The 26,629-nt window shown below is 71.1% G+C and carries 25 protein-coding genes and 1 pseudogene; 17 read left to right on the top strand and 9 right to left on the bottom strand.

The window, feature by feature from the left end; genetic code table 11:
- Positions 1-134 precede the first annotated feature (134 nt).
- Complete coding sequence (locus Pme01_RS20055; protein ID WP_168116542.1) at positions 135-905, bottom strand: hypothetical protein; 771 nt, start codon at positions 903-905, stop codon at positions 135-137.
- A 727-nt stretch (positions 906-1,632) separates the two neighbouring features.
- On the opposite strand from Pme01_RS20055, the gene Pme01_RS20050 reads away from it, so the two are divergent.
- Both Pme01_RS20050 and pgi read left to right on the top strand, forming a co-directional pair.
- The gene (locus Pme01_RS20050) at positions 1,633-2,397 is read left to right on the top strand and encodes a crotonase/enoyl-CoA hydratase family protein (protein WP_239088347.1); all 765 of its coding nucleotides are present in this window, start codon (positions 1,633-1,635) and stop codon (positions 2,395-2,397) included.
- A 128-nt stretch (positions 2,398-2,525) separates the two neighbouring features.
- Complete coding sequence (gene pgi / locus Pme01_RS20045) at positions 2,526-4,160, top strand: glucose-6-phosphate isomerase (protein ID WP_168116544.1); 1,635 nt, start codon at positions 2,526-2,528, stop codon at positions 4,158-4,160.
- A gap of 76 nt (positions 4,161-4,236) precedes the next feature.
- Here the strand turns inward: pgi and Pme01_RS20040 are convergent, their stop codons facing one another.
- A complete protein-coding gene (locus Pme01_RS20040) occupies positions 4,237-6,030 on the bottom strand; it encodes a bifunctional metallophosphatase/5'-nucleotidase (protein ID WP_168116545.1) in 1,794 nt (597 codons plus the stop codon).
- 246 nt (positions 6,031-6,276) lie between these two features.
- Between Pme01_RS20040 and Pme01_RS20035 the strand changes: the two genes are divergently transcribed.
- Positions 6,277-6,603: a GNAT family N-acetyltransferase gene (locus Pme01_RS20035; protein WP_203935754.1), complete on the top strand. Its 327-nt coding sequence runs from the start codon at positions 6,277-6,279 to the stop codon at positions 6,601-6,603.
- Positions 6,604-6,616: 13 nt separating this feature from the next.
- Here Pme01_RS20035 and Pme01_RS20030 read toward each other — a convergent pair whose 3' ends face one another.
- Together Pme01_RS20030 and Pme01_RS20025 are read right to left on the bottom strand one after the other, a co-directional pair.
- Positions 6,617-7,018, bottom strand: coding sequence for a hypothetical protein (locus Pme01_RS20030; RefSeq protein ID WP_168116546.1), 402 nt, complete (start codon positions 7,016-7,018; stop codon positions 6,617-6,619).
- The gene (locus Pme01_RS20025; protein WP_168116547.1) at positions 7,015-7,326 is read right to left on the bottom strand and encodes a hypothetical protein; all 312 of its coding nucleotides are present in this window, start codon (positions 7,324-7,326) and stop codon (positions 7,015-7,017) included. Before Pme01_RS20025 ends, Pme01_RS20030 begins: the two co-directional genes overlap by 4 nt.
- 354 nt (positions 7,327-7,680) lie before the next feature.
- On the opposite strand from Pme01_RS20025, the gene Pme01_RS20020 reads away from it, so the two are divergent.
- The 10 genes from Pme01_RS20020 (at position 7,681) to Pme01_RS19975 (ending at position 17,724) form a co-directional block, all read left to right on the top strand.
- On the top strand, positions 7,681-8,436 hold the full coding sequence (locus Pme01_RS20020) for a 3-hydroxybutyrate dehydrogenase (RefSeq protein WP_168116548.1): 756 nt from the start codon (positions 7,681-7,683) through the stop codon (positions 8,434-8,436).
- Between the two features lie 11 nt (positions 8,437-8,447).
- Positions 8,448-10,355, top strand: coding sequence for a helix-turn-helix domain-containing protein (locus tag Pme01_RS20015; protein ID WP_168116590.1), 1,908 nt, complete (start codon positions 8,448-8,450; stop codon positions 10,353-10,355).
- 132 nt (positions 10,356-10,487) lie between these two features.
- A complete protein-coding gene (locus Pme01_RS20010) occupies positions 10,488-11,705 on the top strand; it encodes a substrate-binding domain-containing protein (RefSeq protein ID WP_168116549.1) in 1,218 nt (405 codons plus the stop codon).
- Positions 11,702-12,445, top strand: a complete 744-nt coding sequence (locus tag Pme01_RS20005) for an ABC transporter ATP-binding protein (protein ID WP_168116550.1) — start codon at positions 11,702-11,704, stop codon at positions 12,443-12,445. Before Pme01_RS20010 ends, Pme01_RS20005 begins: the two co-directional genes overlap by 4 nt.
- Positions 12,442-13,164, top strand: a complete 723-nt coding sequence (locus tag Pme01_RS20000) for an ABC transporter ATP-binding protein (RefSeq protein WP_168116551.1) — start codon at positions 12,442-12,444, stop codon at positions 13,162-13,164. Before Pme01_RS20005 ends, Pme01_RS20000 begins: the two co-directional genes overlap by 4 nt.
- Positions 13,161-14,024 (top strand): branched-chain amino acid ABC transporter permease, encoded by an 864-nt coding sequence (locus Pme01_RS19995; protein WP_168116552.1) that lies wholly within the window; start codon positions 13,161-13,163, stop codon positions 14,022-14,024. The genes Pme01_RS20000 and Pme01_RS19995 overlap by 4 nt, the downstream gene beginning before the upstream one ends.
- Positions 14,021-15,052 (top strand): branched-chain amino acid ABC transporter permease, encoded by a 1,032-nt coding sequence (locus Pme01_RS19990; RefSeq protein ID WP_168116553.1) that lies wholly within the window; start codon positions 14,021-14,023, stop codon positions 15,050-15,052. Before Pme01_RS19995 ends, Pme01_RS19990 begins: the two co-directional genes overlap by 4 nt.
- Positions 15,049-15,903 (top strand): alpha/beta hydrolase, encoded by an 855-nt coding sequence (locus Pme01_RS19985; RefSeq protein ID WP_168116554.1) that lies wholly within the window; start codon positions 15,049-15,051, stop codon positions 15,901-15,903. Before Pme01_RS19990 ends, Pme01_RS19985 begins: the two co-directional genes overlap by 4 nt.
- Before the next feature lie 34 nt (positions 15,904-15,937).
- Positions 15,938-16,597, top strand: a complete 660-nt coding sequence (locus Pme01_RS19980; RefSeq protein WP_168116555.1) for a hypothetical protein — start codon at positions 15,938-15,940, stop codon at positions 16,595-16,597.
- A 173-nt stretch (positions 16,598-16,770) separates the two neighbouring features.
- Positions 16,771-17,724 carry an extracellular catalytic domain type 1 short-chain-length polyhydroxyalkanoate depolymerase gene (locus tag Pme01_RS19975; RefSeq protein ID WP_168116556.1) on the top strand — a complete coding sequence of 318 codons (954 nt, stop codon included), beginning with the start codon at positions 16,771-16,773 and terminating at the stop codon, positions 17,722-17,724.
- A 20-nt stretch (positions 17,725-17,744) separates the two neighbouring features.
- On the opposite strand, the gene atpB is transcribed toward Pme01_RS19975, so the two are convergent.
- Positions 17,745-18,524: a F0F1 ATP synthase subunit A gene (gene atpB / locus Pme01_RS19970; RefSeq protein ID WP_373315499.1), complete on the bottom strand. Its 780-nt coding sequence runs from the start codon at positions 18,522-18,524 to the stop codon at positions 17,745-17,747.
- A 119-nt stretch (positions 18,525-18,643) separates the two neighbouring features.
- Between atpB and Pme01_RS19965 the strand changes: the two genes are divergently transcribed.
- The 3 genes from Pme01_RS19965 to lanL all read left to right on the top strand — a co-directional run bounded on the left by Pme01_RS19965 (position 18,644) and on the right by lanL (position 22,409).
- The gene (locus tag Pme01_RS19965; RefSeq protein ID WP_168116557.1) at positions 18,644-19,366 is read left to right on the top strand and encodes a TetR/AcrR family transcriptional regulator; all 723 of its coding nucleotides are present in this window, start codon (positions 18,644-18,646) and stop codon (positions 19,364-19,366) included.
- Positions 19,367-19,593: 227 nt separating this feature from the next.
- Positions 19,594-19,755: a hypothetical protein gene (locus Pme01_RS19960; RefSeq protein WP_168116558.1), complete on the top strand. Its 162-nt coding sequence runs from the start codon at positions 19,594-19,596 to the stop codon at positions 19,753-19,755.
- Positions 19,756-19,784: 29 nt separating this feature from the next.
- Complete coding sequence (gene lanL / locus Pme01_RS19955) at positions 19,785-22,409, top strand: class IV lanthionine synthetase LanL (RefSeq protein WP_168116559.1); 2,625 nt, start codon at positions 19,785-19,787, stop codon at positions 22,407-22,409.
- Between the two features lie 18 nt (positions 22,410-22,427).
- On the opposite strand, the gene Pme01_RS19950 is transcribed toward lanL, so the two are convergent.
- From Pme01_RS19950 to Pme01_RS19940, 3 genes are all read right to left on the bottom strand, one after another.
- Positions 22,428-23,867 (bottom strand): sialidase family protein, encoded by a 1,440-nt coding sequence (locus Pme01_RS19950; RefSeq protein WP_203935752.1) that lies wholly within the window; start codon positions 23,865-23,867, stop codon positions 22,428-22,430.
- Between the two features lie 125 nt (positions 23,868-23,992).
- Positions 23,993-24,526, bottom strand: a complete 534-nt coding sequence (locus Pme01_RS19945; protein ID WP_168116560.1) for a hypothetical protein — start codon at positions 24,524-24,526, stop codon at positions 23,993-23,995.
- 130 nt (positions 24,527-24,656) lie between these two features.
- Positions 24,657-25,313: a cyclase family protein gene (locus tag Pme01_RS19940; RefSeq protein WP_203935751.1), complete on the bottom strand. Its 657-nt coding sequence runs from the start codon at positions 25,311-25,313 to the stop codon at positions 24,657-24,659.
- Positions 25,314-25,372: 59 nt separating this feature from the next.
- Between Pme01_RS19940 and Pme01_RS19935 the strand changes: the two genes are divergently transcribed.
- The gene (locus Pme01_RS19935) at positions 25,373-25,897 is read left to right on the top strand and encodes a DUF2269 family protein (RefSeq protein ID WP_168116561.1); all 525 of its coding nucleotides are present in this window, start codon (positions 25,373-25,375) and stop codon (positions 25,895-25,897) included.
- A 17-nt stretch (positions 25,898-25,914) separates the two neighbouring features.
- Here Pme01_RS19935 and Pme01_RS19930 read toward each other — a convergent pair.
- A pseudogene (locus tag Pme01_RS19930) lies at positions 25,915-26,629 on the bottom strand (hypothetical protein); the annotation flags it as partial.

Raw genomic sequence — 26,629 nt, 5'->3', positions numbered from 1 at the left:
CGCCTATACCTTGTCGTGATCGTCGGGAGAGTGGGGTTGCACGGGTACGGGGATCAGCGGATCGACCTGCCCGCTGGCCCGGTCACGCGGCTGCTGGGCAGCCCGGGCCGTACACCGTGATCATGGCTGGGCGCTTATTGGATGATCGCGTCCACGATCTGCTGGGCCCGGGACTCGTGCTGGGCGTACGCGTACGGGAAGGCCGAGCCCTGCACCGACTGCGCCGCGACCGTGACGGGCATCTGCTCCCAGCCGACGATGGTGACCAGTCGGTTGTAGAACGCGCGGGCCGAGGACTTCGGGTCCATCAGCTCGGTCAGGCTGCCCCAGCCCATGGTCACCCGCTGCTGGAACAGGCCCACCGAGTCGTGGTCCTGTCCCGTACCCTCGTTGGTCAGGTTCAGCGACGCCGGTATGCCGGTGTTGGCCAGGTTGCGCAGCTGGCTCTCCTGCAGTGCGGTGGAGATCGCGACCACGAACGCGCGCCTCGACAGTTTCATCTCCTGGCCGGCCCGGACAATGGCGATCGCGTTGTCCATCTGGATTCGGTCGAGCCCGGCGACCGGCGCGGGCTTGGTCGGGGACGGCTTGGCGGCCGGGGGCGCCGGAACCGCCGGTTGCTGCGGCGCGTTCTGCTGCGCGACGGCGGCCGGTGCCTCCTGAGCCGGGCTCGTCGGCCTCGGCTTCTGCTGCGGCCGCGCGGGGGACGTGCTGCCGGCCGAGGACGTGGACTCGGAGCGGGCCCGGCCGCGGGAAGCGGCGGACGCCTCCGCGGCGCGCTCCGCGTTCCCGGTGAGCGTCGTTCGTTCGGTGCCGGCCGCGGCCGGCTGCACCGTGGTACTGGCACTGCCCCAGGAAGCGATGCCAACTCCGGCCAGCGCGATGGAGGCCGCAACCGCACCCATGAGTGGGCGGATATCGGTTTTCCTGGAATGGCGGCCCCGACGCGGAAGCCGGACATAGTCCGAAAGTCGGAGCTCGCTCAACGCGTTGTCTGGTTGCTGATCGTTCTTGGAGTGGCGTGGCACCCGGAGAGCTTAGATATGTACCCGTGTCATATGGCGAATAGAAGTGCGATAACCCACACCGATTATCTCGATAAGTTGTGAATCCATTACTCTCCGCAGTGTCAATGTCCGGAATAAGTGTTTTGTGCAAACGATCACTGACCCTCCGGGATGATCTCTGTACCCTCTGTTGATCTAGCAAAACCGGCCGTGATCGTGCGCCTACGGGGGGTTGGTCCGCGGTGGGTGGGACGTTCGCGCCGGTTCGGTGGCCCGACCATCTGTCCGGATGATTTTCTATGCGTCGTGGGCCCGCCTTATTGCCGTAGTCGATGGGTAGCGCCCACCCACGACAATTGCGTCGGGTACTGATATCGATCCGCGCTTCGCGTGATTCGGTGAACCGCTCGCCGATAAACGTGGTCCGTCCATTGCCGACATATCAAGGACCACTGCTACATCAAGGACCACTGCTACATCAAGGACCACTGCGCGCCGCGATGGAGGCGTGATCTGATGATGGATGTGGACGATCGACATGGTTCGAGCCGGGGCGCGCCGGCATCGTGACCGGGTCGCGGTGCGCGTGGGCGACCAGCGCGTGACCTTCGCGGGAGGAGGAGCGGTGAGCGGGGTTCACGTCGAACGTTCCGGCCGGGTCACCACGGTGATCCTGGACCGGCCCGAGGTACGCAACGCCGTCGATCGTACGACCGCGGAGGCCCTGGCCGAGGCGTTCCGCGCCTTCGACGCCGACGACGAGGCGCGCGTCGCGGTGCTGTGGGGAGCAGGCGGTACCTTCTGCGCCGGCGCCGACCTGCACGCGATCGCCGCCGGACAGCCCAACCGGGTCGAACCCGACGGTGACGGCCCAATGGGTCCGACCCGGATGCGCCTGACCAAGCCGGTGATCGCCGCGGTCAGCGGGTACGCGGTCGCCGGCGGCCTGGAGCTCGCGCTCTGGTGCGACCTGCGGGTGGTCGAGGAGGACGCGACGTTCGGCGTGTTCTGCCGCCGCTGGGGCGTACCCCTGGTGGACGGCGGTACCGTCCGGCTGCCCCAGATCGTCGGCCTCGGCCGCGCGCTCGACCTGATCCTCACCGGCCGCCCCGTCGACGCCGCCGAGGCGCTGTCCATCGGCCTCGCCACCCGCGTGGTGCCGACCGGCACGGCGCGCGCCGCCGCCGAGGAGCTCGCCGCGACCATCGCCGCGTTCCCGCAGCTCTGCCTGCGCCACGACCGGGCGTCGGTGTACGACGCGTCCGGGCTCGACCTGGAGCGCGCGCTCGCGGTCGAGCACGAGCACGGGCGGGCGGCCCTGCGGACCGAGGCGAGACCGGGCGCGACCAGGTTCAGCGAGGGCAGCGGGCGCGGCGGCAGCTTCGTCTAGATGGTCATCACGGGATGTCCGGTACCGAGGCCGGGACCGGACCGGCTACGGTCCGTCCTCCCGGTTTCCCCGGTACACGCCGGGTAACTTGAGGTGGTCAGCCGTCTTTGATCCGGGAGTCCACCGAGATGAGTACAGACGTCAGCGCCACCCCCGAATGGCACGCGCTCGCCGCGCACGCCAAGCAGATCCACGACACCCATCTGCGCGACCTGTTCGCGGCCGATCCGGGGCGGGCTGAGCGGCTCACGGGCCAGGTGGTCGACCTGTACGTGGACTACAGCAAGAACCGGGTCACCGACGAGACCCTGTCGCTGCTGCTCGCCCTGGCCGAGCGGGTCGGCCTGCGCGAGCGGATCGCCGCGATGTTCTCCGGTGAGCACATCAACACCAGCGAGGACCGCGCGGTCCTGCACACCGCGTTGCGGGTACCACGCGACTTCCAGCTCACCGTCGACGGCCAGGACGTGGTGGCCGATGTCCACGAGGTTCTGGACCGGATGGCGGCCTTCGCCGAGCGGGTCCGGTCGGGGGAGTGGCGCGGCCACACCGGCAAGCCGATTCGCACGGTCGTCAATATCGGCATCGGCGGCTCGGACCTCGGGCCGGTGATGGCGTACGAGGCGCTCAAGGCCTACCGCGACACCGACATCACGTGCCGGTTCGTGTCCAACATCGACCCCGAGGACCTGTACGAGAACACCCGGGACCTCGACCCGGAGACGGCGCTGTTCGTGGTGGCCTCCAAGACGTTCTCCACCCTGGAGACGCTGACCAACGCGAAAGAGGCGAGGCGCTGGCTGCTGGACAAGCTCGGCGCGGATGAGTCGGCGGTCGCCAAGCACTTCGTGGCGGTCAGCACCAACGAGCAGCGGGTACGGGAATTCGGCATCGACCCCGCGAACATGTTCGGGTTCTGGGACTGGGTCGGCGGGCGGTACTCGTACGACTCGGCGGTCGGCCTGTCGCTCATGCTCGCGGTCGGGCCGCAGCGCTTCCGGGAGATGCTGGCCGGGTTCCACGCCGTCGACGAGCACTTCCGGACCACCCCGATCGAGCGCAACGTGCCGGCGCTGCTGGGGCTGCTGAACGTCTGGTACAACGACTTCCTCGGCGCGCAGACCCACGCCGTGCTGCCGTACTCGCAGTACCTGCACCGGTTCCCGGCCTACCTGCAGCAGCTGACGATGGAGAGCCTCGGCAAGTCGGTGCGCGCCGACGGCACCCCGGTGACGTACCAGACCGGCGAGATCTTCTGGGGCGAGCCGGGTACCAACGGCCAGCACGCCTTCTACCAGCTGCTGCACCAGGGCACGAAGCTGGTGCCGGCCGACTTCATCGGGTTCAGCGAGCCCAACCACGACATCGACGCCATGCACGACCTGTTCATGTCCAACTTCTTCGCACAGACCGCGGCGCTCGCCTTCGGGCGTACCCGCGAGGAGATCGAGGCGGAGGGCGTGCCCGCCGACGTGGTGGCGCACAAGGTGATGCCGGGCAACCGGCCGACAACCTCGATCCTCGCCCCCAAGCTGACCCCGTCGACGTTGGGTCAGCTCGTCGCGCTGTACGAGCACATCACCTTCACCGAGGGCATGATCTGGGGGATCGACCCGTTCGACCAGTGGGGCGTGGAGCTCGGCAAGGTCATGGCCAACCAGTTGGCGCCGCTGCTGACCGGCGAGAAGCCGACCGACGCGGCGCCGGACCCGTCGACCCGGAGGCTGATCGAGCGGTACCGCGCCGAGCGGGGCCGGGCATGACGAAGAGCAGTGCCTGAGCACTGCCTGAACGGCGAGCGGGGCGTGCCGGCACCGGCACGCCCCGCTGCCTGCCGGGCTAGAAGACCGGTACGCCGTTGCGAACGAGCTTCCAGTTGGGCTGGTAGAAGTCGGCCGGGTCGATGACGCCCTTGGCCTGCGCCCAGTCGATGAGAAGCTGGCGGATCTCCTGCCCCTGGTTGTACACCTGGGTCTTCACGATGCCCGGGAAGGCACCGCCGCCGCTGCGCCGGTAGTTGTTGACCGCGACCACGAACTGGTCACCGTCGGCGACCGGCCTGCCGTCCCGCTCCAGCCGTACGATCCGCTGGCCGACCGGTTGGGCGATGTCGATGTCGTAGTCCACCCCGGACAGCACGTCGTAGTTGTAGTCCGGCACGGCCGGGTCGCTGATCGTCGCCGGGTCGACCGGAGCGCCGGCGGCGAGCGTCACGAAGTACTTCGCCGAGTACTCCAGGTACGCCCTCACCTCGGCGCCGCTGAGCACGACGGCCTCCAGGGTGTTGTCGAAGACGTACAGGCCGGCCACGTCCCGGATCCGCACGTCACCCTTGGGGAACACGGCGGTACGGCTGAACGGCGCCGCGATCGACAGCACCGGCAGGCTCGCGTACTGGCCGCCGGCCAGGGCGGTGGTGACCACCTCGGTCTGTACCTTGTTGATGAAGTCGAGGATCGGGGTGTCCTTGTAACGCGACTCCGCCGCGGACAGCTCGACACTCGACTTGGCGACGATCTTGTTGACGTAGGTGACGGTCTTGGCGTGCTGGGCGCGCACCGCCGCCAGTACCGCCGGGTCCTCGACCACGGTGTTGGTGTTGAGCATGGTGGCGCGCTTGTTCGTGATCGCCCACCGGCCGCGCTCGCGGCTGAGCGTGAAGTCCATCCGGGTCAGCCGCTGGCCCCACTTCGACGGCTCCGACATCAGGACCTGCGCGCCGGTCTTCGTGTTGGTGACGAACTTCTCGACGACCTCATTGTGGGCGTGCCCGAACAGGATCGCGTCGATGCCCGGTACCTGCTGCGCGATGAGCGTACAGGGGTTCTCGTTGGGCAGTTCGGGCCCGTAGCTGGAGGTGCCGCTGTCGCCGCCGTGCGCGGACACCAGGACGATGTCGGCCCCGCGCTCCCGCATGATCGGTACCCACTTCGCGGCGGTCGCGACCATGTCCTCGAAGCGGAGCTTGCCCTCGACGTTGCCCTTGTCCCAGATCGCCACGCCCGGGTTGGTCAGGCCGAGGATGCCCACCCGCAGGGTCGGCGCGTCCTCACCGAGCGAGACCTTCTTGATGATGTACGGCAGGAACGCCGGCTTGCCGTCGCGCGCGTTGACCGCATTGGCGGCGAGCGCCGGGAAGCCGAGCTGCCGGATCCACATGGCCAGCAGCGGCAGCCCGTAGTTGAACTCGTGGTTGCCCAGCGTCACCGCGTCGTACTCGATGACGTTCATCGCGCGCGCCATCGGGTGCTTCTCGCCCGTGGTGGTGATCGGCTCCTGCTTGGCGTAGTACGTCGCCAGCGGCGTGCCCTGGATCGTGTCGCCGGCGTCGAGGACGAGGGTCGCCTTGCCGCGCCGCTCGGCGCGGATCTGGTTGACCAGGGTCGCGAGCTTCGCCACGCCGACGTCGTTGTGCTTGCTGTCGTCGTACTCGGCGTCCCGGTAGTAGTCCCAGTTGTAGACGTTGCCGTGGAGGTCCGACGTGCCGAGCAGGGTGAGGTCGTAGGTCTTGGCCTGAGGCTGCTGTGACGGCCGGTGCGCCTGCGCGGGGGCGGCGGCGACCAGCGGGGCCGCCGCGGCCGCCGCGGCGGCGGCCAGTACGCGGCGCCGGGACGGGCCGGGGGAGTCTGTCATTACGCGCCTTCCATGACGGTCGGTTGCGCCTCGTGGGCGCGGTGCGCTTTGTCGCTAGGGGTGCGCTGCGGTCGGGGGTGCGCTTTACGGGCGCCGACCGCACGATAACGGCCGATGCCAGGCCACGCCACTTACCCCGCCCTTCGATGAGCCCTGTCCACCGTCCCGACACCGGCCGGTTACCCGGAGGGGGTAGCCGATGTGCGGTCGGCGGTGGGGTTGCGACGCCCTGCAAGGCTGAGCGTCATGATCGTTCGATCGGCCACCCTGAATGACGTCGACACGCTGGTGGACATCCACCGGCAGGCGCGCGACACGTACTACCGCGGGGTGATCCCCGACGAGGAGCTCGACGACCCGGCCGAGCGCGCCGAGATGCGGGCCGCGTACGAGCGCGCCATCCCCAAGCCGGGCCGCAGACTGCTGTGCGCCGAGCACGACGGTGCCGTCGTCGGCTTCGCGGCGCGGAGCACAACGAGCGGGCGCGGGCCTTCTACGCCCGGCGCGGCTGGGAGCCCGACGGGCACGAGCGCCCCGGCCCCGGTGACTCGCGGTTCGTACGGCTGTGCCTGATGGTCGAGCCCGGTTAGATCTCGAGGATCTCCCACTTGTCGCCGAGTACCCGGCGGAGCTGGTCCGGCCGGGACGTGACCACGCCGGCGGCGTTGGACAGCGCGACATGGGCGGCATGACCGGCACCGAGACGCCCGGCGTGTCGCGCCATGCTGCCGATGCCCGGACAGTCGTCGGCGTGGTCGAGGTCGAAGGAGGGAAGGACCGTACGGACGGTGGGGTTGCCGCGAAGCATCCGCAGCAACTCGTACTCGTCGTGGTCCAGCAGGCTGTATGCCTCGACCAGACAGATGCCAGGAATCGCCACGCTGCCGGCGACGTCGGCGACGTCGACCAGAACCTGTCCGACGGCCTCCACCCCGTGGACGTAGGCCATCAGTGCACCGCTGTCGAGCACCCAGTACGGGGCGCTCACCGGATGGCCTGACGGTCCAGGTCAGCACGGACGTCGTCGACCGATCGCCCCGTGGACTCGGCCAACCGCGCGATCGCGGCCTCACGGACCTCGGAGCTGACCCGACCGTTGGCCAGGCGCCGCGCGGCACCTTCCGGGTCATAGTCGTAGTCGCGATGGCCGGCGGCGAACAGGGCAGCCCGGATGTCGTCGGACGCTCGACGCCTGCGCAGCGCATCGGTCACGTACGCCGAGACCTGGCGGGCCGGAATGGCCTCGAGCTGGTCGGCCACGTCGTCGGGTACCGAGATCGTCACACGTCGACTCATACAACAATGCTATCGGAGTATGAATTAAGAAGGCTAGAACTCCGACCGGTGGTGGGTTATCGGGGTCTCAACGGCGTTGAGACCCCGACAACGCAGACGCGAGCGGGATCATGGGCCAGTCCGGTAGCCACACCGCCGTCCCGTATGCCATGTAGCCTTCGACCACGGGCGCATGTGGCGCCAGTCCACCCCGCGGGTGGCTGATATGGGCGGCACGCACGTGGCCCAGGGTCCGCAACCGTATCTAAGGTTCTCCGTCACGGGACGGTCGTCCCGCTGTCCGGGCTGTCCGGGCTGTCCCGGCTGCCGCAGCCGGCGGCCGCCGCATGGACGCTCGTGGGAAGGGGGGACCTGATGTCCGTACAGGTGGACCTCGCCGGCCGCACCGCGCTCGTCACCGGCGCGGCGAGCGGGATCGGACGGGCCTGCGCCGTCCGGTTGGCCCAGGCCGGCGCCGAGGTCATTCTGCTCGACCGCGACGAGGCCGCGCTGGCCGACGTCGCCGAGGAGACCGGCGGCCGGCCGATCGCGGTGGACCTCACCGACCTGGAGGCGGTCGACCGGCTCGGCCTCGGGTGCGACATCCTGGTCAACAACGCCGGCATCCAGCACGTCGCGCCGATCGACGAGTTCCCGCCGGAGGTCTTCTCGACGATCCTGCGGCTGATGCTGGAGGCGCCGTTCCGGCTGATCAGGTCGTCCCTGCCCGGCATGTACGCGAACGGCTGGGGCCGCGTCGTCAACATCTCCTCGGTACACGGGGTACGGGCCTCACCGTTCAAGTCGGCCTATGTGACCGCCAAGCACGGCCTGGAGGGGCTGTCGAAGGTGACCGCCCTCGAAGGCGCCGGGCGCGGGGTGACGTCCAACTGCGTCAACCCCGCGTACGTGCGTACCCCGCTGGTCGAGCGCCAGATCGCGGCGCAGGCGGAGGCCCACGGCATCAGCGAGGACGAGGTCGTGGAGAAGGTGATGCTGGAACCGGCGGCGATCAAGCGGCTGATCGAACCGGCCGAGGTCGCGGAGCTGGTCGCCTATCTATGCTCCCCTGAGGCCTCGTTCGTCACGGGCGAGTCGATCATGATGGACGGCGGGTGGAGCGCGCACTGAGCGAGCAGATGATGGACAGTCACCACCCGGGTCCGACCGCGGGTGCGGCTGCCTGGGCGAACGCCTTCCTCGACCTGCTCGCCCGGGAGGCTCCGACCGTCGAGTTCGACCGGCCCGTCCTGGAGGCCCGTACCGCCGGCGCACCACCCGCGGTCCTGGACGCGATCGAACGCGCCCGTGGCGTCGCGCTCGGCGTGCGTGCCCTGCTGGAGCGCCGCCGGCGCCGGGAAGCCGAACTGTCCGCGCTGATCGACACCATCTCGGACCTGGCGACCCTGCACGACCTCGACGCGGTCCTGGAGGCGATCGTGCGCCGGGCGCGCAAGCTGCTCGGCACCGACGTCACCTACATGACGCTGCGGGACTCCGAGCGCGGCGACACGTACATGCGGGTCACCGACGGCTCGGTCTCGGCGCAGTTCCAGCAGCTACGGCTGCCGATGGGCGCCGGCCTGGGTGGCCTGGTGGCCCAGACCGCCACGCCGTACGTGACCGCGACGTACCCGGGCGACGGCCGGTTCCGGCACACCACCGAGATCGACGCCGCGGTCGCCGAGGAGGGGATCGTGGCGATCCTGGGGGTGCCGCTGCGCCTGGGCAGCCGGATCGTCGGCGTGCTGTTCGCCGCCAACCGCAGCGCCCGGCCGTTCTCCCGCGATGAGATCACGCTGCTCGGCTCGCTCGCCGCACACGCCGCCGTCGCGATCGACAACGCCCGGTTGCTGGCCGAGACCCGGGCCGCCCTGGCCGAGCTGAGCACGGCCAACCGGCTCATCAGTGAGCACAGCGCGTCGGTGGAGCGGGCGGCCGAGGCGCACGACCGGATGGCCGGCCTGGTGCTGCACGGCGGCGACGTGTCGGACCTGGCCGCGAGCGTCGCGGAACTGCTCGCCGGAGCGCTGTCCGTCCTCGACGCCGACGGACGCTGCCTGGCCTCGGTCGGTACGGTCGGGCCGCCGGACGCGCTGGCCGACGCCGCGGCGTCCGCCCGGGCGCTCGGGCGGACCGTTCAACGTGGAGAGTTGTGGGCCACCGTCGGCGGCGCCGGCGGCCAAGCGCTGTGCTCCCTCGTGCTGCGCCCCACCGGCGAGCTGGCAGAGGCCGACCTGCGCATCCTGGAGCGGGCCGCGGTGGTCACCGCGCTGCTGCTGCTGTCGCGGCGCAGCCTGGCCGAGGCCGAGAGCCGGGTCCGGGGTGAGCTCCTCGACGATCTGGTGTCCCGTCCGATCGAGGACCTCGAGATGGTACGGGAACGGGCCCGCCGCTTCGGTGTGGATCTCGACGAGGTGCACGCCGTCCTGGTGCTGCGCGGCCCCGCCGAACTGCGCCAGCGGATCACCGCCTGGGCGGCCGGGCAGGCGGCCCACCGGGGCGGCCTGGCCGCGTACCGCGACGGCGTCGGCGTGCTGCTGGTGCCCGGCTCGCAGCCGGGGGAGCTGGCCCGGCAGCTGGCCCGCGAGGTGCGCGCGGCGGTGGGCGTACCGGTGACCGTCGGCGCGGCCGGCCCGGTACACGCGCCCGACGAGGTGGCCGACGCCTTCGCGGAGGCCGAGCGCTGCGCCGGAGCCCTGGTCGCGCTCGGCCGCGCCGGCGAGGGCGCGAGCGGCGCCGACCTCGGCTTCGTAGGGCTGCTGCTCGGCTCCGGCGACCGGGACATCGAAGGCTACGTACGGGCCGCGCTCGGGCCGGTGCTCGACTACGACGCCCGGCACGGCACGGTGCTACGGCAGACCCTGGAGGCGTACTTCGGCGTCGGCGCCAGCCCGGCGCGGGCCGCCGAGGTGCTGCACGTACACGTCAACACGGTCACCCAGCGGCTGGGGCGGCTGGCCAACCTGCTGGGCGCGGACTGGCAGCGACCGGAGCGGGCGCTCGACCTCCAGCTGGCGTTGCGGCTGTACCGGCTACGGGACGGATAGGCAACGTGGGTGATGCGCACATGCCCGCCGCCGCAACTGTGGTGGTGCGGTACGTATCGAGCATCACCGTCGGTTCCTAACCTGGCCGCAACGTTGTGTTGGAACGCCATTGTGTTCACAGGCCATAAGGGGATGTCCATGCGGCAGACACGTCTCGCTGTCGGGCTGGCCATGTCGGCCGCCCTGTTGACCACCGCCACCGCGTGCGGCAGCCCGCAGCAGGCGGCCACCGGCGGCGACGGCGCGTCGAGCGCGCCGGTCAAGGTCGGACTGGTCTACTCCAAGTCCGGCCCACTCGCCTCGTACGGCAAGGAGTACTTAGAGGGTTTCAAGGCCGGGTTGGACTACGCGACCAAGGGCTCGAACAAGGTCGGCAAGCGGACGGTCGAGGTCACCGAGGTCGACGACGCCGGTGACCCGGCCAAGGCGGTGGCCGGCGCCAAGGACCTCATCGGCAAGGGTCACAAGATCATCGCTGGCTCGACCGCCTCCGGCGTGGCCGTCCAGGTCTCGGCCCTGGCAGAGCAGAACAAGGTGCTGTTCGTGTCCGGGCCGGCGGCCACCGACGCGGTCACCGGCGCCGGCAAGTACACGTTCCGCTCCGGCCGCCAGACCTGGCAGGACATCCGTACCGCCGCCGCGTCGCTGGGCGACGTGAAGGGCAAGAAGGTCACGGTCTTCGCCCAGGACAGCGCGTTCGGCCAGGCCAACGTCGCCGCCGTCAAGTCGGTGCTGGGCGGCGCCGGCGCGACGGCCGACGAGATCATGGTGCCGGCCAGCACCTCGGACTTCACGCCGTTCGCGACCAAGGCGCACGACGCCAAGCCCGACCTGCTCTTCGTCGCCTGGGCCGGTACCACCGCGCAGGCGATGTGGACCGCGCTCGGCCAGCAGGGCGTCTTCGACGTCACGACGGTCGTCACCGGCCTCGACATCGCCGCCACCTGGCCGACGTACGGGCCGGTCGCCGGGAAGATCAGCTTCCTGTCGCACTACTTCGCGGGCGCCGGCGGTACCGAGGCGGAGAAGGCGATGACCGACCGGGTCACCAAGGCGGGCGGGACCGTCGACCTGTTCACCGTGGACGGCTTCACCGCGGCCCAGATGATCGTGCACGCGGCAGGGTCCACCAACGGCGCCGCCGGCGACGATGCCGACGCGATGGTGAAGTCCCTGGAGGGCTGGAGCTTCGACGGGGCCAAGGGCAAGCTGACCGTACGCGCCGAGGACCACGCGCTGCTCCAGCCGATGTTCAACGCCAAGCTCACCGGCGGCGCGACGCCCAGGGCGGAGCTGGTCAAGAAGCTGGAGCCGGAGGCCGTCGCGCCGCCGGTCGCGACGAAGAAGTGACCAGCACCGTTCTCGCGGTCGACGGCCTGTCCTGGAACGCCGGCGGCGCGCGGATCGTCTCCGACGTGACCTTCGACGTCGCCGAGGGCGAGTTCGTCGCGGTGATCGGGCCCAACGGCGCCGGCAAGACGTCGCTGTTCAACCTCATCTCCGGGGTGCAGCGGGCCAGTGGCGGCACCGTCACCCTCGACGGTGCCGACATCACCCGCGAGGCGCCGCAGCGGCGGGCCCGCCGCGGGCTCGGGCGTACCTTCCAGACCTCCAGCGTCTTCGCGTCGCTCACGGTCATCGAGAACGTGCGGCTCGCCGCCGCCGCCCACCGGGGCTCGTGCCTGCGGCTGTGGCGGCGGGCCTCGTCCGACGCGGCGGCGCTCGCCGTCGCGTCGGAGGCGCTCGAACGGGTCGGCCTGGCGGACCGGGCACGCGAGATCGCGGGCTCGCTGTCGCACGGCGACAAGCGCAAGCTCGAGATCGCGATCCTGCTCGCCACCGACCCGCGGGTGATCCTGCTCGACGAGCCGATGGCCGGGCTGGGCGCCGGGGACGTACCGGCGTTGACGCAGGTCATCAGGTCCCTGGACCGGACGATCCTCATGGTGGAGCACCACATGCACGTCCTGCTCGACCTCGCCGACCGGGTCGCGGTGATGCACCACGGCGCGCTGCTCGCGATCGACACCCCGGAAAAGATCATGGCGGATCCGACCGTCCGGGACGCGTACCTGGGGGAGCCGCTATGAGCGACGCGCAGCGGAGCGAACCAGACAGCACCGCGGATCTTCTTCAGATTCAGGACCTGCACGTACGCATCGGCGGGTCGCACATCCTCCAGGGCGTGAGCTTCGCCGTGCCCGGCTCGGGGGTCACCGCGCTGCTCGGGCGCAACGGGGCGGGCAAGACCACCACGCTGCGGGCGGTCCTCGGGCTCGTCCCGCGTACCGGCACCGTCGTCTTCGACGGCGAAGACGTCAGCGGGCGGCGCCCGTACGAGATAGTGCGGCGGGGGATCGGGTACGCGCCGGAGGACCGGGGCGTCTTCGGGGGCCTCACGGTCGCGGAGAACCTCCGGCTCGCCGAGCGGGACCCCTCACCCCGCTACGACCTGGTGTACGAGCTGTTCCCGGAGCTGCGTACCCGCGCGAAGCAGGCGGCCGGCACCCTGTCCGGCGGGCAGCAGCAGATGGTCGCGATCGGCCGCGCGCTGCTCAACGACAACCGGATGCTGCTGGTCGACGAGCCGACCAAGGGGCTCGCGCCGAAGATCGTGACCGAGGTGGCCGAGGTGCTGGAGCGCGCCGCGGCGACCGTACCCATCCTGCTCGTCGAGCAGAACCTCGCGCTGGTACGCCGGCTGACCGACCGGGCCGTCCTGATAGCCGAGGGTCGGGTGGCGTACACCGGGACGCTGTCCGACGATCCGGAGCGGCTGCAGGAACTGTTGGGAGTGAGCAGGGTTTGAGCACGCTGGTCCTGTTGACGCTGACCGGGCTCGGGCTCGGCGCGCTGTACTTCCTCATCGCCTCCGGGCTGTCGCTCATCTTCGGCCTGGCCGACGTGCTCAACTTCGCCCACGGACTGTTCCTGGGCGTCGGCGCGTACGCGACGTGGTGGGCCGCCACGTACGCGCCGTTCGGAGTCGCGGTCGCGGTCGGGGTGCTCGCCGGCACCATCCTGGCGGTCGCGGTCGAGCTGGCGCTCATTCGGCCGCTGTACGCCCGGCCGATCCAGCAGGTGCTGGTCACCGTCGGACTCTCGGCCGCCGGGGTGGCGCTGCTGCAGGCCGGCTGGGGCGCCGACCCGCTGACGTTCACCAAGCCGGGCTGGACGGCCACCACGACGCGGGTGCTCGGCGCGGCCGTACCCAACGACCGGTTCCTGCTCATCGGCGCGGCCGTGGCGGTGTTCGCGGCGCTCCTGCTGTTCCTGCGGCGCACCCGGTACGGGCTCATCGTGCGGGCCGGTGTGGAGGACCGGGCGATGGTCACCGCGCTCGGCATCGACGTCCGCAAGGCGTTCACTGTGGTCTTCGCGATCGGCGGGGCGGCCGCGGCGCTCGCCGGGGCCCTTGCCGCCACGTACTTCGGCAGCATCACCCCCGGGCTCGGCGGCTCGCTGCTCATCTTCGCGTTCATCGTCGTGGTGATCGGCGGCATGGGCTCGCTCACCGGCTGCGCGCTCGCCGCCGTGCTGGTCGGCCTGGTCCAGCAGTTCGCCAACTACTACGCCGCCGCCGGTGTCGGGGAGGCCTCGGTGGTGCTGCTGCTCGCCGTGGTCCTGCTGGTACGCCCGGGCGGCCTCACCGGGAGGACGGCCACATGACGGCGATTGTGAAGCGCTGGTGGCCGCTGGCCGCCCTCGCCGCGCTGGTCTGCGTGCCGTACCTGCAGATACCCGTGCCCGGTGTGCTGCCCGACGTCCTCAACCGGCCGGGCTCGCTGCAACTGATCGCGATCTGCCTGCTGTTCGCCGGCTTCGCCGTCACCTACGACCTGTTGTTCGGCCACACCGGGCTGCTCTCGTTCGGCCATGCCCTGTACGTGGCGGCCGGCAGTTACACCGCGAACATCGTGGTGACGAAGCTGCACTGGGGCTGGGGGCCGGCGCTCATCGCGACGGCGGGCGTCGGCCTGCTGCTGCCGGTGCTGCTCGGCGCGGTCGCGCTGCGGGTACGGGGGATCGCGTTCGCGATGGTCACCCTCGCCTTCGCGCAGGTCGGCTCGATCCTGGTGATGAGCGCGCGGATCACCGGCGGTGAGGAGGGGTTGTCCCTTTCGGACACTCCGGAGATCTTCGCCGGGGTGGCCAACACCTTCCGGCTGTACTGGCTGGCGCTGGCGTACCTGGTGCTCGTGGTGCTCGTGGTGCGCTGGTCGGTGGAGTCCGAGCCGGGCCGGGTGTGGCGGGCGATCGGCGACAACGAGCGGCGGGTCACCGTCCTGGGCCTGTCGCCGTACCGGTTCCGCCTGCTGTCGTACGTGCTGTCGGCGTTCCTGGCCACCCTCGGCGGTGTCGTCCACCTACTGCTGCTCGGCGGCTCCAACCCGCAGATCACCACCTCGGCGTTCACGGTGGGGCTGCTGGTGATGACGGTGCTCGGCGGCGCCGGTACCCGCTGGGGCGCGCTGCTCGGCGGTGTGCTCTACACCTACCTCGACCAGCGGCTGGCCGCCCTCGCCGGGTCGGACGCGGTCGCGGGCCTGCCGGCGGCGGTACGGCTGCCGCTGGAGCAGCCGCAGTTCATCCTTGGCGTGCTGTTCATGGTCGTGGTCTACTTCCTGCCCGGCGGCCTTGCGGGCCTGAGTCAACACCTCGCCGGCCTGAGTCGACACTGGAGGCGCGCGACATGAGCTCCGATCGGATCGGCGACCTGCTCGTCCACGTGTGGCCGGCGGCAAAGGCGGACGCCCCGGTGGTGCTGGCCGCCCACGGCATCACGGCGAACGGGCTGGCCTGGGGCCGGGTGGCGCACCTGCTCGACGGCCGGGTCACGCTGGTGGCGCCGGACCTGCGCGGCCGGGCCGGCAGCCGGGACGCGCCGGGCCCGTACGGGATCGCCCGGCACGCCGACGACCTGATCGCGCTCCTCGGCGCGCTCGAGATCGACCGGGCGGTGCTCGCCGGTCACTCCATGGGCGCGTTCGTCGCGGCGGTCGCCGCGGCCCGGTACCCAGAGCGGGTGAGCGAAGCGGTCCTCGTGGACGGCGGGCTCACCTTCGGGCTGCCACCCGACGCCGACGTCGACACCGTGCTCGCGGCGGTCCTCGGGCCGGCCATCGAGCGGCTGTCGATGACGTTCCCCGACCGGGACGCGTACCGGCGGTTCTGGCAGGGGCACCCGGCGTTCGCGGGGGAGTGGACGCCGGAGGTCGAGGCGTACATCCAGCACGACCTGGTCGGTGACGGCCCGTACCGGTCGTCGTGCGTGGCCGAGGCGGTCCGTACCGACGGCGGCCAGGTGCTCGTCGACCCGGGGACCCTGGGCGCGATCCACGCCCTGACGGTCCCCGCGGTGCTCCTCTACGCCGAGCGCGGCATGCTCGACGACCCGCAGCCGCTGTACAACGCGGAGCGGGTCGCCGGGCTCGCGGTGCCGGCCGTCGCCGTGCCGGACACCAACCACTACTCGATCCTGATCGGCGAGAAGGGTGCCCAGGTCGTCGCCGACCACATCCTGGCTGCGGCGGAGGCGGCCGGGTAGCGGGTGGCGCCTCGTCCGGGCAGAGAATCGGCGCATGCCTATGCCCACCCGAGGTGCCGACCCGGCGCGGTACGACGCTCTATGGCGGCACGCCCGGCGAATCGGCGGCGTCTGCATGGTCATCGCGCCGGCGCTGTTGCTCGCGGCCGAACTGCTGCGGATCCGGTTCCCGTACCCGGTACCGCAGCAGTTGGCGGCCTACCGCTCCCACCCGGCCGTGATGACGGCGTCGTATTCGCTCTCCACGGTCGGACTCATCGCCCTGTTGCCGGCGTTCGTCACCCTCGCGGTGCTCATCGGGCGCACCGGGCCCGGCTGGGGGGTGGCCGCCGGCGCGGTAGCGACCATCGGGCTGCTGGTCAACGCCTTCTACGAGGGCTGGAGCCATCTCGCGTTCACACTGGTCGACGCGCTCGGCCCGGAGGCGGCCACCCGGGTCGTCGCCGACACGTACGCCTCGTTCAGCGTGATGTACCCGATCACGTTCATCGACAACCTGGGGTGGATCCTGCTCGCGGTCGGCGCCTACCTGTCGCGCACCCTCGGCTGGTTCCGCGCGCTGTGCCTCGCGTCGATGGCCGCCCACGTCAGCGGGGTGCTCAAGGGCGGCACCGTGGCCGGGATCATCGAGGTCGTCGCGCTGGGCATCGCGCTCGTGCCGCTCGGCGTGCGGGTCGTGCGGTCCCCCTCCTAGATTCCCGCACCTGGGTTCCCGCACCTGGGTTCCTGCACCTGGGTTCCCGCGCCGTCGGGTAGCGGTGGGCAACACATTGACCTTTTTCGAAGTTGCGGGCGCGGACATACCGACCGTGTACCGGCCGGACCTACGCTTCGCCCACGTTGTCTCGCGAACGTGGGAGGTCGGACATGCTGCGACGTCGTCTCCTCGGCTGGGTCTTCGCCGCCGCGCTCGCGGTGGCGGCCACCCTGACCGCCACCGCCCAACCGTCCTACGCCGGCACCCCGACCCAGGAGACCGGCTTCGGCTCCAACCCCGGCGGCCTGCAGATGTTCCGGTACGCGCCGGCCGGCCTACCTGCCGGGGCGCCGCTGGTCGTGGCGATGCACGGCTGCACCCAGAGTGCCGGCCAGTTCGGTGACGAGAGCGGCTGGCTGCAGCTGGCCGACCGGTGGCGCTTCGCGCTGCTGCTGCCGCAGAAGCCGTTCGGCGGCTGCTTCGGCTGGTACGACTCGACGCAGGCAAGCCGGGGCTGGGGCGAGGCGCTGTCGGTCAAGCAGATGGTCGACCGGATGCTCACCGAGTACCGCGGTGACGCCCGGCGGGTGTACGCCACCGGGCTGTCCGCGGGCGGCGCGATGGCCGCCGTCATGCTCGCCACGTACCCGGACGTCTTCGCCGCCGGCGGGGTGGTCGCCGGTATCCCGTTCCGGTGCGCGACCTACCTTGCCCAGTCGTACGGCTGCATGAGCCCGGGCCTGGACCGGTCGGCGCAGTCCTGGGGTGACCTGGTGCGGGGCGCGTCGACGTACCGCGGGCCGTGGCCGCGCCTCTCGCTGTGGCACGGTACGAACGACCTGACCGTCGCACCGGCCAACATGACCGAGCTGATGGAGCAGTGGACCAACGTGAACGGCGCGGACCAGACGCCGGACGTGTCCAACACGGTCGGCGGGTACCCGCACCGGGTGTACACCGACGGCTCCGGTCGCGCGGTGGTGGAGACCTACCAGATCGCCGGGATGTCGCACGGCCAGCCGGTCGCGCCGACGGCGGAGCAGTGCGGCCGCGTCGGGACGTACGCCCACAACGTGGGGGTGTGCGCGGCGCTCCACATGGGACAGTTCTGGGGCCTGCAGTAGTCGTCCGCGCGTGTCGATGCTCAGTGTTCCTCGGCGAGCGCCCCCTGGAGGTAGCTCGCGGTCAGCAGGACGAACACGTACGCCTGAAGCAGCGCGACACCGGCCTCGAACAGCGTGAGCCCGATCGCCAGTGCCCACGAGACCAGGGACGCCGGTCGCAGCAGTACGGTCTGCGCGCCGAGCAGCACGAAACCGCCCATGGTGAACACCAGCAGGATCAGGTGGCCGGCGAACATGTTGGCGAAGAGCCGCAGGGCGAGGGTGAACGGCCGCGTGATGAAGGTCTGCAGGAACTCCAGTGGGATCAGTAGGCCGTACATCGCCGGCGGCGTGCCCGGCAGGATCAGGCTCTGTCTGATGTACTTCCGCAAGCCGTGCTTGCGGATGCCGACGTAGTGGAACATGACGTACGAGACGATCGCGAGGAGCGCCGGGAAGGCGATGTGGGAGTTCGGCGAGATCTGCGCCAGCGGGATGACGCCGAAGATGTTGGTGATCGCGATGAAGCAGAACAGCGAGGTCAGGTACGGGGCGAAGCGCAGGCCCTCGGCCCCGATCACCTCGCGCGCCACGCCGTCGCGGATGAATCCGTAGATCGATTCCGCGATCCACTGGGTGCGCGTCGGCACGATGGTCGGGCGCCGGTACGCCACGAGGAAGAAGACGATGACCACGGCGATGCCGATCCACAGCAGTACCGTGATCTTGGAAATCCAGGAGCCTCCGCCGAGGCCGGGAGGGAAGAACTCGTGGACGGTGGGTGGCCAGTGGTCCTGGGCGAGGGGTGCGGCGGATCGGATCACGGAGGCACCTTTCGTCGGGGTCTCCAGAACTGCGGGTCGCCATAACTGCAATCACTGTTCGCGGTTCGAGCGTACGGTACTGGATACAGTGTTCGCAAAGAGTTTCGGAGGAGTCGGTGAAACACCCCGCTGGCAGCGTGTGGCAGCGACCGGAGCGCGCCGCGCGGGGACCGGCGCCGGAGTACAGCCGGGCCCGGATCGCCGCGGCGGCCGTCGCCGTCGCCGATGCGGAGGGCCTGGCGGCGGTGTCGATGCGCCGCGTGGCCGCGGAGATCGGAGCCGCCCCGGCCTCCCTCTACCGCTACGTCACCAGCCGTGACGACCTGATCGACCTGATGGCCGACGCGACGAGCGCCGAGTTCGACCTCTCGCGGCCGGCGACCGGAGAGTGGCTCGACGACCTGATCCGGCTGGGTCACCAGATCCGCGGCATCCACGAACGGCACCGGTGGCTGGCCGACCTCACTCCGGACAAGGTCATTCCGGGCCCCCGCACGCTCGACGTTCTCGAGTACTCGCTCTCGCTCCTGGCCGACCTGGACGCTCCGGCGCAGGCCAAGATGGAGGCGATCGTCATGCTGGGCGCGGTCATCACCATCTTCGTCCGCAACCAGCCCGCCGGCACCGACTCGACGCAGGCCGACGCGCAGCGGCGGGCGGCCGGCGCCGGGTACCTCGCTACCGTGCTCGCCAAGGGTGAGCACCGGCACCTCGCGGTGGCCGTCACCGCGATGGCGGCCGCCGGCGCGGCGTCGGCCGGTCAGGACGAAGCCCAGAAGCGCAGCGCCGCCGAGGACCGGCTCCTCCGGCGGGTGCTCTCGGGTCTGCTGGGGCAGTGAGGCCGCGCCGGGCACCGTCGCGGACATCGCCGTCACCGTTCCAGTCGTCACGGTTCCAGTCGTCACCGTTCCAGCCGTCACGGTTCCAGTCGTTCCGGCGTCATGACAAGCCTGGGCGGCTGTTCATGTTCTGCTGCCCGAATCCGGGACAGCGATGATTATCGATCAGTTGCTAGCATCGGAAGCCACGTTTCCGAACCAGGCCTACCGGCCGGAAAGGATCAACTGTGACCGCACTGCTGGAGCTGGAGCCCCGCGAAGCGGGCACCGACGTCGTGGAGCCCACCCTCGAGTTCCGTGACGGCTACACCGAGGAGGGGCGCACCCGGTGCACCGGGTGCTGCGTCCACGGCACGCAGATCGAGCACGTCACCAACTCGTACGTGTAGTAACTAGCGGACTCACGGGGGCGTTCGGCATGGACAACATCGATTTCGAGGACCGTGTCGAACGCACCGTCCGCCAGCATGTCGGGCTTCGGTACCGGCTGCGCGGCGGCCAGACCTGGCTGACCCTCACCCCCGAGGAGACGACGCTGCCGACGCAGGGTTGGAAGCTGCACGTCTCCTCGCGGGCGGCGACCTACCCCGAGCTTGTCGAGCGACTGGTACCCGTGCTGCTGGCGGAGGGGTGCGCGTTCAAGCTGGCCCGCTCCCAGCGGGTGCTGAGCCGGCTCAACAACGGTTACAGCTCACCGGAGGCCGTGGGCAAGGCCTTCACCATCTACCCCGACCAGGATCGGGTGCGCGACCTGGGACTGCGGCTGGCCGACCTCCTACGCGGTCAGCAGGGGCCCCGGATCCTCAGCGACCGGTCCGTGGACCCCTCCGCCCCGGTGTACTACCGGTACGGGCCCTTCACCAGCTCGTGGAACGCCGACGCCCGAGGCGTGCTGGTGACACTGATCCATGGCCCGAACGGCGAGGAGTTCGGCGCGCTCGCGACCATGCGGTACCGGCAGCCGGCCTGGACCGTCGATCCCTTCACCGGCGAGTCGGGCGACCTCCTGGAGGCTGAGAGCACGGCCGGGAGTGAGAGCCCACCGGTGGTGCTCGGCGGCCACTACCGGCTGGTCGCCGGGGTCTTCGAGTCGGGCCGGGGCAACGTCTACCGCGCCGTCGACGAGCGGAACGGCGCGACCGTGGTGGTCAAGCAGGCCCGCGCGCTCGTCGACGAACACGGCGAAGCCGGCGATGTACGGCTGCGGCTGCGCAACGAGCGCCGGGTCCTCCAGGCGCTGGACGGCGTGCCGGGCGTGCCGCGGTTCGTCGACCATTTCCGGCACGGTTCCGACGAGTTCCTCGTGACCACCGACGCCGGCCCGTACACCCTGGAGGAGGACGTCATCCGCGACGGCCCGTACGTGCCGGGCGGTGCTTCCGACGCGCCGAGCGGGACGCACGACCTCGACCGGCTCGGCCGCCAGCTCGCCCGCATCGTGCTGGACCTGCATGCGCGTGGCGTCGTCGTCCGCGACCTCACCACGCGGAACGTAGTCATCGACGGCGACCGGGCCACGTTGATCGACTTCGGTCTGGCCCGCTACGAGGGGCTGCACGTGCCCGGGGGCACTCCCGGGTACGCACCGGCGCGCCAGCGCCGTGACGAGCCGCCCCGCGACACCGACGACCTGCACGCGCTGGGCATGACCCTGCTGTTCGCCGCGCACGGCCTGCATCCGGTGGCGCTGGGCGAGGATCCGGACCTGCCCCGGCGGCGGGCGCTGCAGACGATACGCCGCCGCCACGGCGAACAGCCGGCCGGCGCGATCGGCGCGATCGCCGACCTGCTCAGCGGTGACGACGATCTCGCCCGGGACGCGGCGCGTCGGCTGGCCGAGCACGACCCGTCCACGTCGCCCGCGACCAGGTACACGCTGCCCGCACCGCCGCGCCTCACCGTCGAGGTCGCCGCGGAGATCGCCGACAATCTGCTGGCGGACCTGCTCGAACAGGCCAAGCGGGTACTGGCGGCACCGCCGAGCAGGTCGGTCGCGCACGATGCCAGCGTCTACAGCGGAACCGCCGGTGTCGGGCTGGAACTGCTGGAACACCTGGACCGGCCCGGCGTCGCCGACTGCCTACGCGACCTGCTGCCGTTCACGGTGCGAGCGATGACCGAGGTCGACCTGCCGCCCGGCCTGATGGTCGGCCGCACGGGCGTCGACGTGTTCCTGCGGCGGGCCCGGGAACACGGCTTCGACGCCGGCCCGGACCACCCCGGCCCCCACCTCCCGGGTGCCGACTGGAAGCCCGAGAGCGACGACGTCATCTCCGGGGCCGCGGGGGTCGGGCTCGGCCATGTACTGCTGCACCGCGCCACCGGAGACCCCGCGCACCTCGCCGTGGCCCGGCGCTGCGCCGAGTCCGTACTGGGCCATCCGCCACCGGTCTCGCGGACCGAGAGCGACGCGCTGCCGGAGCCGGCGGCCGTCGAACCGTCGGCCGGACGGGCGCACGGACTGGCCGGCACCACCGAACTGCTGCTCTGCGTCGGTGCCCATAGCGGTGACCGGGACCTGCTGGCCAGCGGCGCCGAGCGCGCCAACCTGCTCGCCCGGCGCGCCCGGTCGCTGGCGGAGCGGGCCCGGACCCGGTTCGCGGCCCCGCTGGCGGTGTCGTGGTGCCAAGGTCTCACCGGCATCACCCAGACCCTGCTGTACGCGGGTGACGTCCTCGACGACCCGGGGCTGACCGGCCTCGCCCGCGAGCTCGCTGACGTCTGTACGGCCTTCCTGCCCCGGGTGAGTGTGCCGGCCGTGTGTTGCGGCGCCGCTGGCGTCGGGAACATGCTGATCGACCTCGCCCTGCACGACGGCGACCAACGCTACTGGGACGCCGCGGCGGAGGCAGGCGCGCAGATGCTGGCGCGCAGCGGCGGTACGACCCGGCACCCGCTGCTCTTCGCCGACGCTCCGGACGACAACAGCGCCTCCTGGGCGTTCGGAGTCGCCGGAGCGCTCGGCTTCTTCCGGCGGCTGTCCCGTCGCGGCGGTACCGCCGGCGTCCCGCTACCCGACTGGGCCCCTCGACCCAGCCGGTAACGTCGTGCGTTGCTCAGCTCAGTTTCTGGTCGGCGCGACCGGGCGGGACTCGGCCGTGAGCGGCGTTGTGGTCTCCCTTGCGGTGGCCGACCGGGCCGTACCGCCGGTGACGGCGAGCCCGCCGGTCGGCGCGTACATGGCGAGCTCGAACGTCGATCCGCTGGGCGCGTTGGCGACCGGGATGACCGGGTACGCCCTCCCACCGGCCCGTACCGAGGTGGAGATGTAGTCGCCGAACATGCGGCCCTGCGAGGTGTTCGGTATCCAGGACAGGCTCATCGGTCCGGCGACCTGGGTGGCGGCGCTCCAACTCGTGCCGCCGTTGGTGGACGAGATGAAGCCGACGGACAGCTGGCAGGTCGACGCGCTGCAGTTGGTGCTCGGGTAGAAGTAGTACGTCAACCCGATGCGCGCCGACGCCCCGGACGACGACGGGTCAACCCCGATCCCCGGGGCGAAATGATCGACGGTACTGGTGGTGGCGTCGACCGGTACCCGCGTCGGCGCCGCCCACGTCGTCTCGCTCGTGGACTGGGCCACCACGATGTCGTTGCTGGGGCAGCCCGACCGGAAGCGGCAGTCGGCCCAGGCCACGTACACCGTGCCGGCGCCGTCGATCTCGGCGCTGGGTAGCGCCTCCTCGCGCAGGCCGCCGGCCACGTCGTGGTGGCTGATGCTCGCCACCAGGACCGTGGCGCGCCAGCTCGCGCCGCCGTCGACCGAGCGGAACGAGCGGATCTGGTCGCCCAGCGACAGGTACGGCACGATGACCGTACCGTTCGGACGGACGACGGGCTGGCCGCCGAGTCCGGTCGCGCTGTCCCCGGTGGCCCGGGCCGGGCCCCAGGTGGCGCCGCCGTCCGAGGACGTCTTCATCCGCAGCGCGTCGCCGCTGCCGCTGATGTCGTACTCGGTGTAGCAGTTGCCGTAGAACGGGCTGGTCGGCGTGTTGTCGCAGACGATCCAGTTCTTGTCGAGCGATCCGGTCGCGGTCGTCACAGGGTTGCCCCACGTGCGCCCGCCGTCGGTGGAGCGGCTGGTCAGTACGTCCACGGAGGAGCTGCGGATGGCGAGCGACGAGATCAGCCATACGTTGTGGCGGGCGTCGTAGGCCACCGCGGCATCGCTGGCCTGAGCGTACGGGCCGCCGGCGTTGGTGGTGATCCCGGGCAGGAAGCCCCGGGTCCAGGCCGCGCCGCCGTCGGTGGACGTGGCGAAGCCGATGTTGGACGCGCCGCCGCCGGACACCCGGCCGACCTGGAAGGCCGACACGATGGTGTTGCCGAAGCTGAACGTGTCGGGCTCGACCTCGGTGCGGTGCTGGGCCTGCGCGTCGGTGTACGGGTCGGCGCTGACCTGAGTCAGCGGGACATTGGCCTGTGCGGCGGTGGCGGTCAGGAGTACGACCGCGACGGCGGCCGGCACAGCGGTGGCGATCGTGCGTACGGGTAGGCGCATTGTGGCACCACCTCTCGGATACCGGAGATTGATGCCTGTCTATCAGCGGCGACACGGCGCGTAAACGGCGGCGGCATCCACGTAGGGGCGGGCGCGGGTACCGCGCGGGCAGATCGGCTGTGCCGTTACGCCCGGTGGGCCAGGGTGCCGGTCAGCGGCGCCGGGTAGCCCATCCGGAGCTTCTCGGCGATCTCGTCCCTCGTGCGCAGCGCCTCCCGCCAGCCGACGACCTCGGTGACGAAGTAGTTCTCGCCGCCGTCGGAGGCCGGAGTCGCAGCCTCGACCGTCCACGGGCGGCGGAACAGTACCCGGGCCGGGATGGCGACGGCGAGCAGCAGGAGCACCACGACCACGTCGAGCACCAGTAGCAGCAGGGGTAGCAGGAGCCACCAGAACAACGCCCCGACCACGACCATGGCGACGATGACGGCGAGCCCGACCAGGATGTCGTCCGCGAGGTTACCCAGGAAGCCGTCGCCGCCTCCGCCGCCGCCACCCCCGCCGGTCGGGAGGTCGAGGTTGGGAACGCCGGAACTGTCGCCGCGTCGCCTCCTACGCCAGCCTCCGAACCGTCGGGCCAGCGCCCGCCACCGGGGCTGCCACACGACGCGCACCTTCCATGCGACGCCGTCCGGGCTGCTGGTCGTGATCGTGCGCATTGGACGGAGTGTAGTGCCGCGGGCAGGAGCAGCATTAACACCTAAGTTTTGACTTAATATGATCTGGTCGTGGTGGAGCGCGGCGGCGCCGACATCACACTGGCTGGCTGGTGGTACAGCAGCCGTCGGGTCAGGCCTGGTAGGTGGCGACCGCCCGGACCGGGAAGGAGGCCATCCCGCGTACGGGTGCCGGCAGCGCCGTCAGCCGGGCGCCGGTCACCGGTACCCGGTCCAGGTTCGTCAGGTGTTCGATGATCGGGATGTCGGCGCCGAGCAACCCGTGGTGCGCCGGCCGGTCCGGGTCGGTCGGGTCGTCGATGTTGAGGGAGTCGATGCCGACGAGCGCGACGTTGGCGGCGACGAGCGCCTCCACCGCGTCGGCGGTCAGGTGCGGACAGTCCAGGTCGAGGTAGCGGGGAGTCCGCCAGTACCGCGCCCAACCGGTGTACACGAGGACGGCCTTGCCCCACAGTGCGCCGGGATCGCCCAGGTGGGCGGCGGTGACCGCGGTGACCCCGAACGCGTGGACCACCACCGCCGCCACGTTCACCAGCCGTTCGAGGGGCAGCCGGGCGATGTCGGCCCGGTCGGCGTGGTAGTGGTACGGCGAGTCGAGGTAGGTGCCCGTGTTGCCGACCAGCGTCACGGATCCGATCTCGAACGACACCCCGGTGCCCAGCCGGGCCGCCGACTCGGCGCGCGGCGTCACCACCTCGACCCGCGGCGGCGCTGTGCCCGGATAGGTCGTCATGCCGGCAACGATCTCGTGGGACAGGTCGATGATCATTATGCGAGAGTAATTCCTGGTAGTGAGCCGACCGTACCGTCCCGGCCTAGAGTTGACGGGTGTACACGTTTCTGGTGACGCTGCACGTGCTCACGGCGGTCCTGCTCATCGGGCCGCTCGCACTGGCGCCGTTCCTCGGCAACCGGGCCATCCGCCGTCATGACGCCTCAGACACCCGGCACGCGGCCAGCCTCCTGGCCCGCTTCGCGGCGGGCTCCCTGCTCGTCGCGGCCCTGGGCATCGGCGCGCTGTCGTTCTCCAACAGGTACTCGTTCCGGACGCCGTGGGTGATCATTTCTCTCACCCTGTACGTGATCGCGATGGGCGTCGCCACCGGGTACACCGCGCCGGCGATCCGACGCGCGGCCGGCATGATCGATCAGGGCGTACTGGAGCGGCCGCCGGCCGCCGCCGAGGGCGACGCGGAGGCGCCGCCGCCGACCCTCGCCGCCTCCGCCACCGACCTGGCCGCCAAGGAGCGCCTGGACAACATCGCCGGTCGGGTCGCGGGCTCCGGCGCTCTGGTCCTGGTACTGATCGCGCTGATCACGATTCTGATGGTCACCCGACCCTTCGGCCGTTGAGACGCGGCCGGGCCACCTCAGGCCCGGCCCTCCGGGCGGTGGTCGAGCTCGTCGCGGATGGCGGCTCTGGCGAACCGCTCCACCACCCAGGTACCGGCGGCGAGGACGGCGGCCACCGGCCACTCGATCGCCCCCAGGATCGCCGCGCCGGCGATTCCGCCCAACCACAGCAGGCGACCGGGCACCCCGGTAGGCGAGGGCAGCGGAAGGTTGGCGTGGATGAGCGGCAGCCTGATCCCGTGGCCCCCGTCGGCCTCGCGGGCGGGCTCACGCTCTTCGTTCGCCGCCCGGGTCGGCTTCCGCTCGGGGGCGGCCGTCGGTTCCCGACCGGGAGCCGTCGGCTCCCGCTCGGCGGCCATCGGTTCCCGTACCGGCATGGGCGGCGGTGGCGGCTCCATCGGCGCGGCGGAGCGGGTACGCCGGGTCACCGCCCGCTGCTGGGGGATCTCCTGCGTCTCCGGCTCCGGTGCCGGCTGAGTCGGCGCGGCAGCGCGTTCCCGCGCGGCGGCGCGTTCCCGCATGGCGGCCTGGCGCTCCCGGGTGGTTGCCGGGGGCGGCGGTGCCGCGGCGCCCGCGGCCGGCGCGCGCTTCTGGGCCGGTGCCGCGCGCTTCTCGGCCGGCGCCCGCTTCTGCGCGGCGGTGCGCTTCTGGGCCGGTGCCGTGCGCTTCTCGGCGGCTGCCCGCTTCTGGGCCGGTGCCGTGCGCTTCTCGGCGGCCGCGCGCTTGCGGGCC

Origin of the sequence: Planosporangium mesophilum (assembly GCF_016863255.1) — a bacterium.
GTDB lineage: Bacteria > Actinomycetota > Actinomycetes > Mycobacteriales > Micromonosporaceae > Planosporangium > Planosporangium mesophilum.
This window is presented reverse-complemented; position numbering and strand designations above follow the sequence as displayed.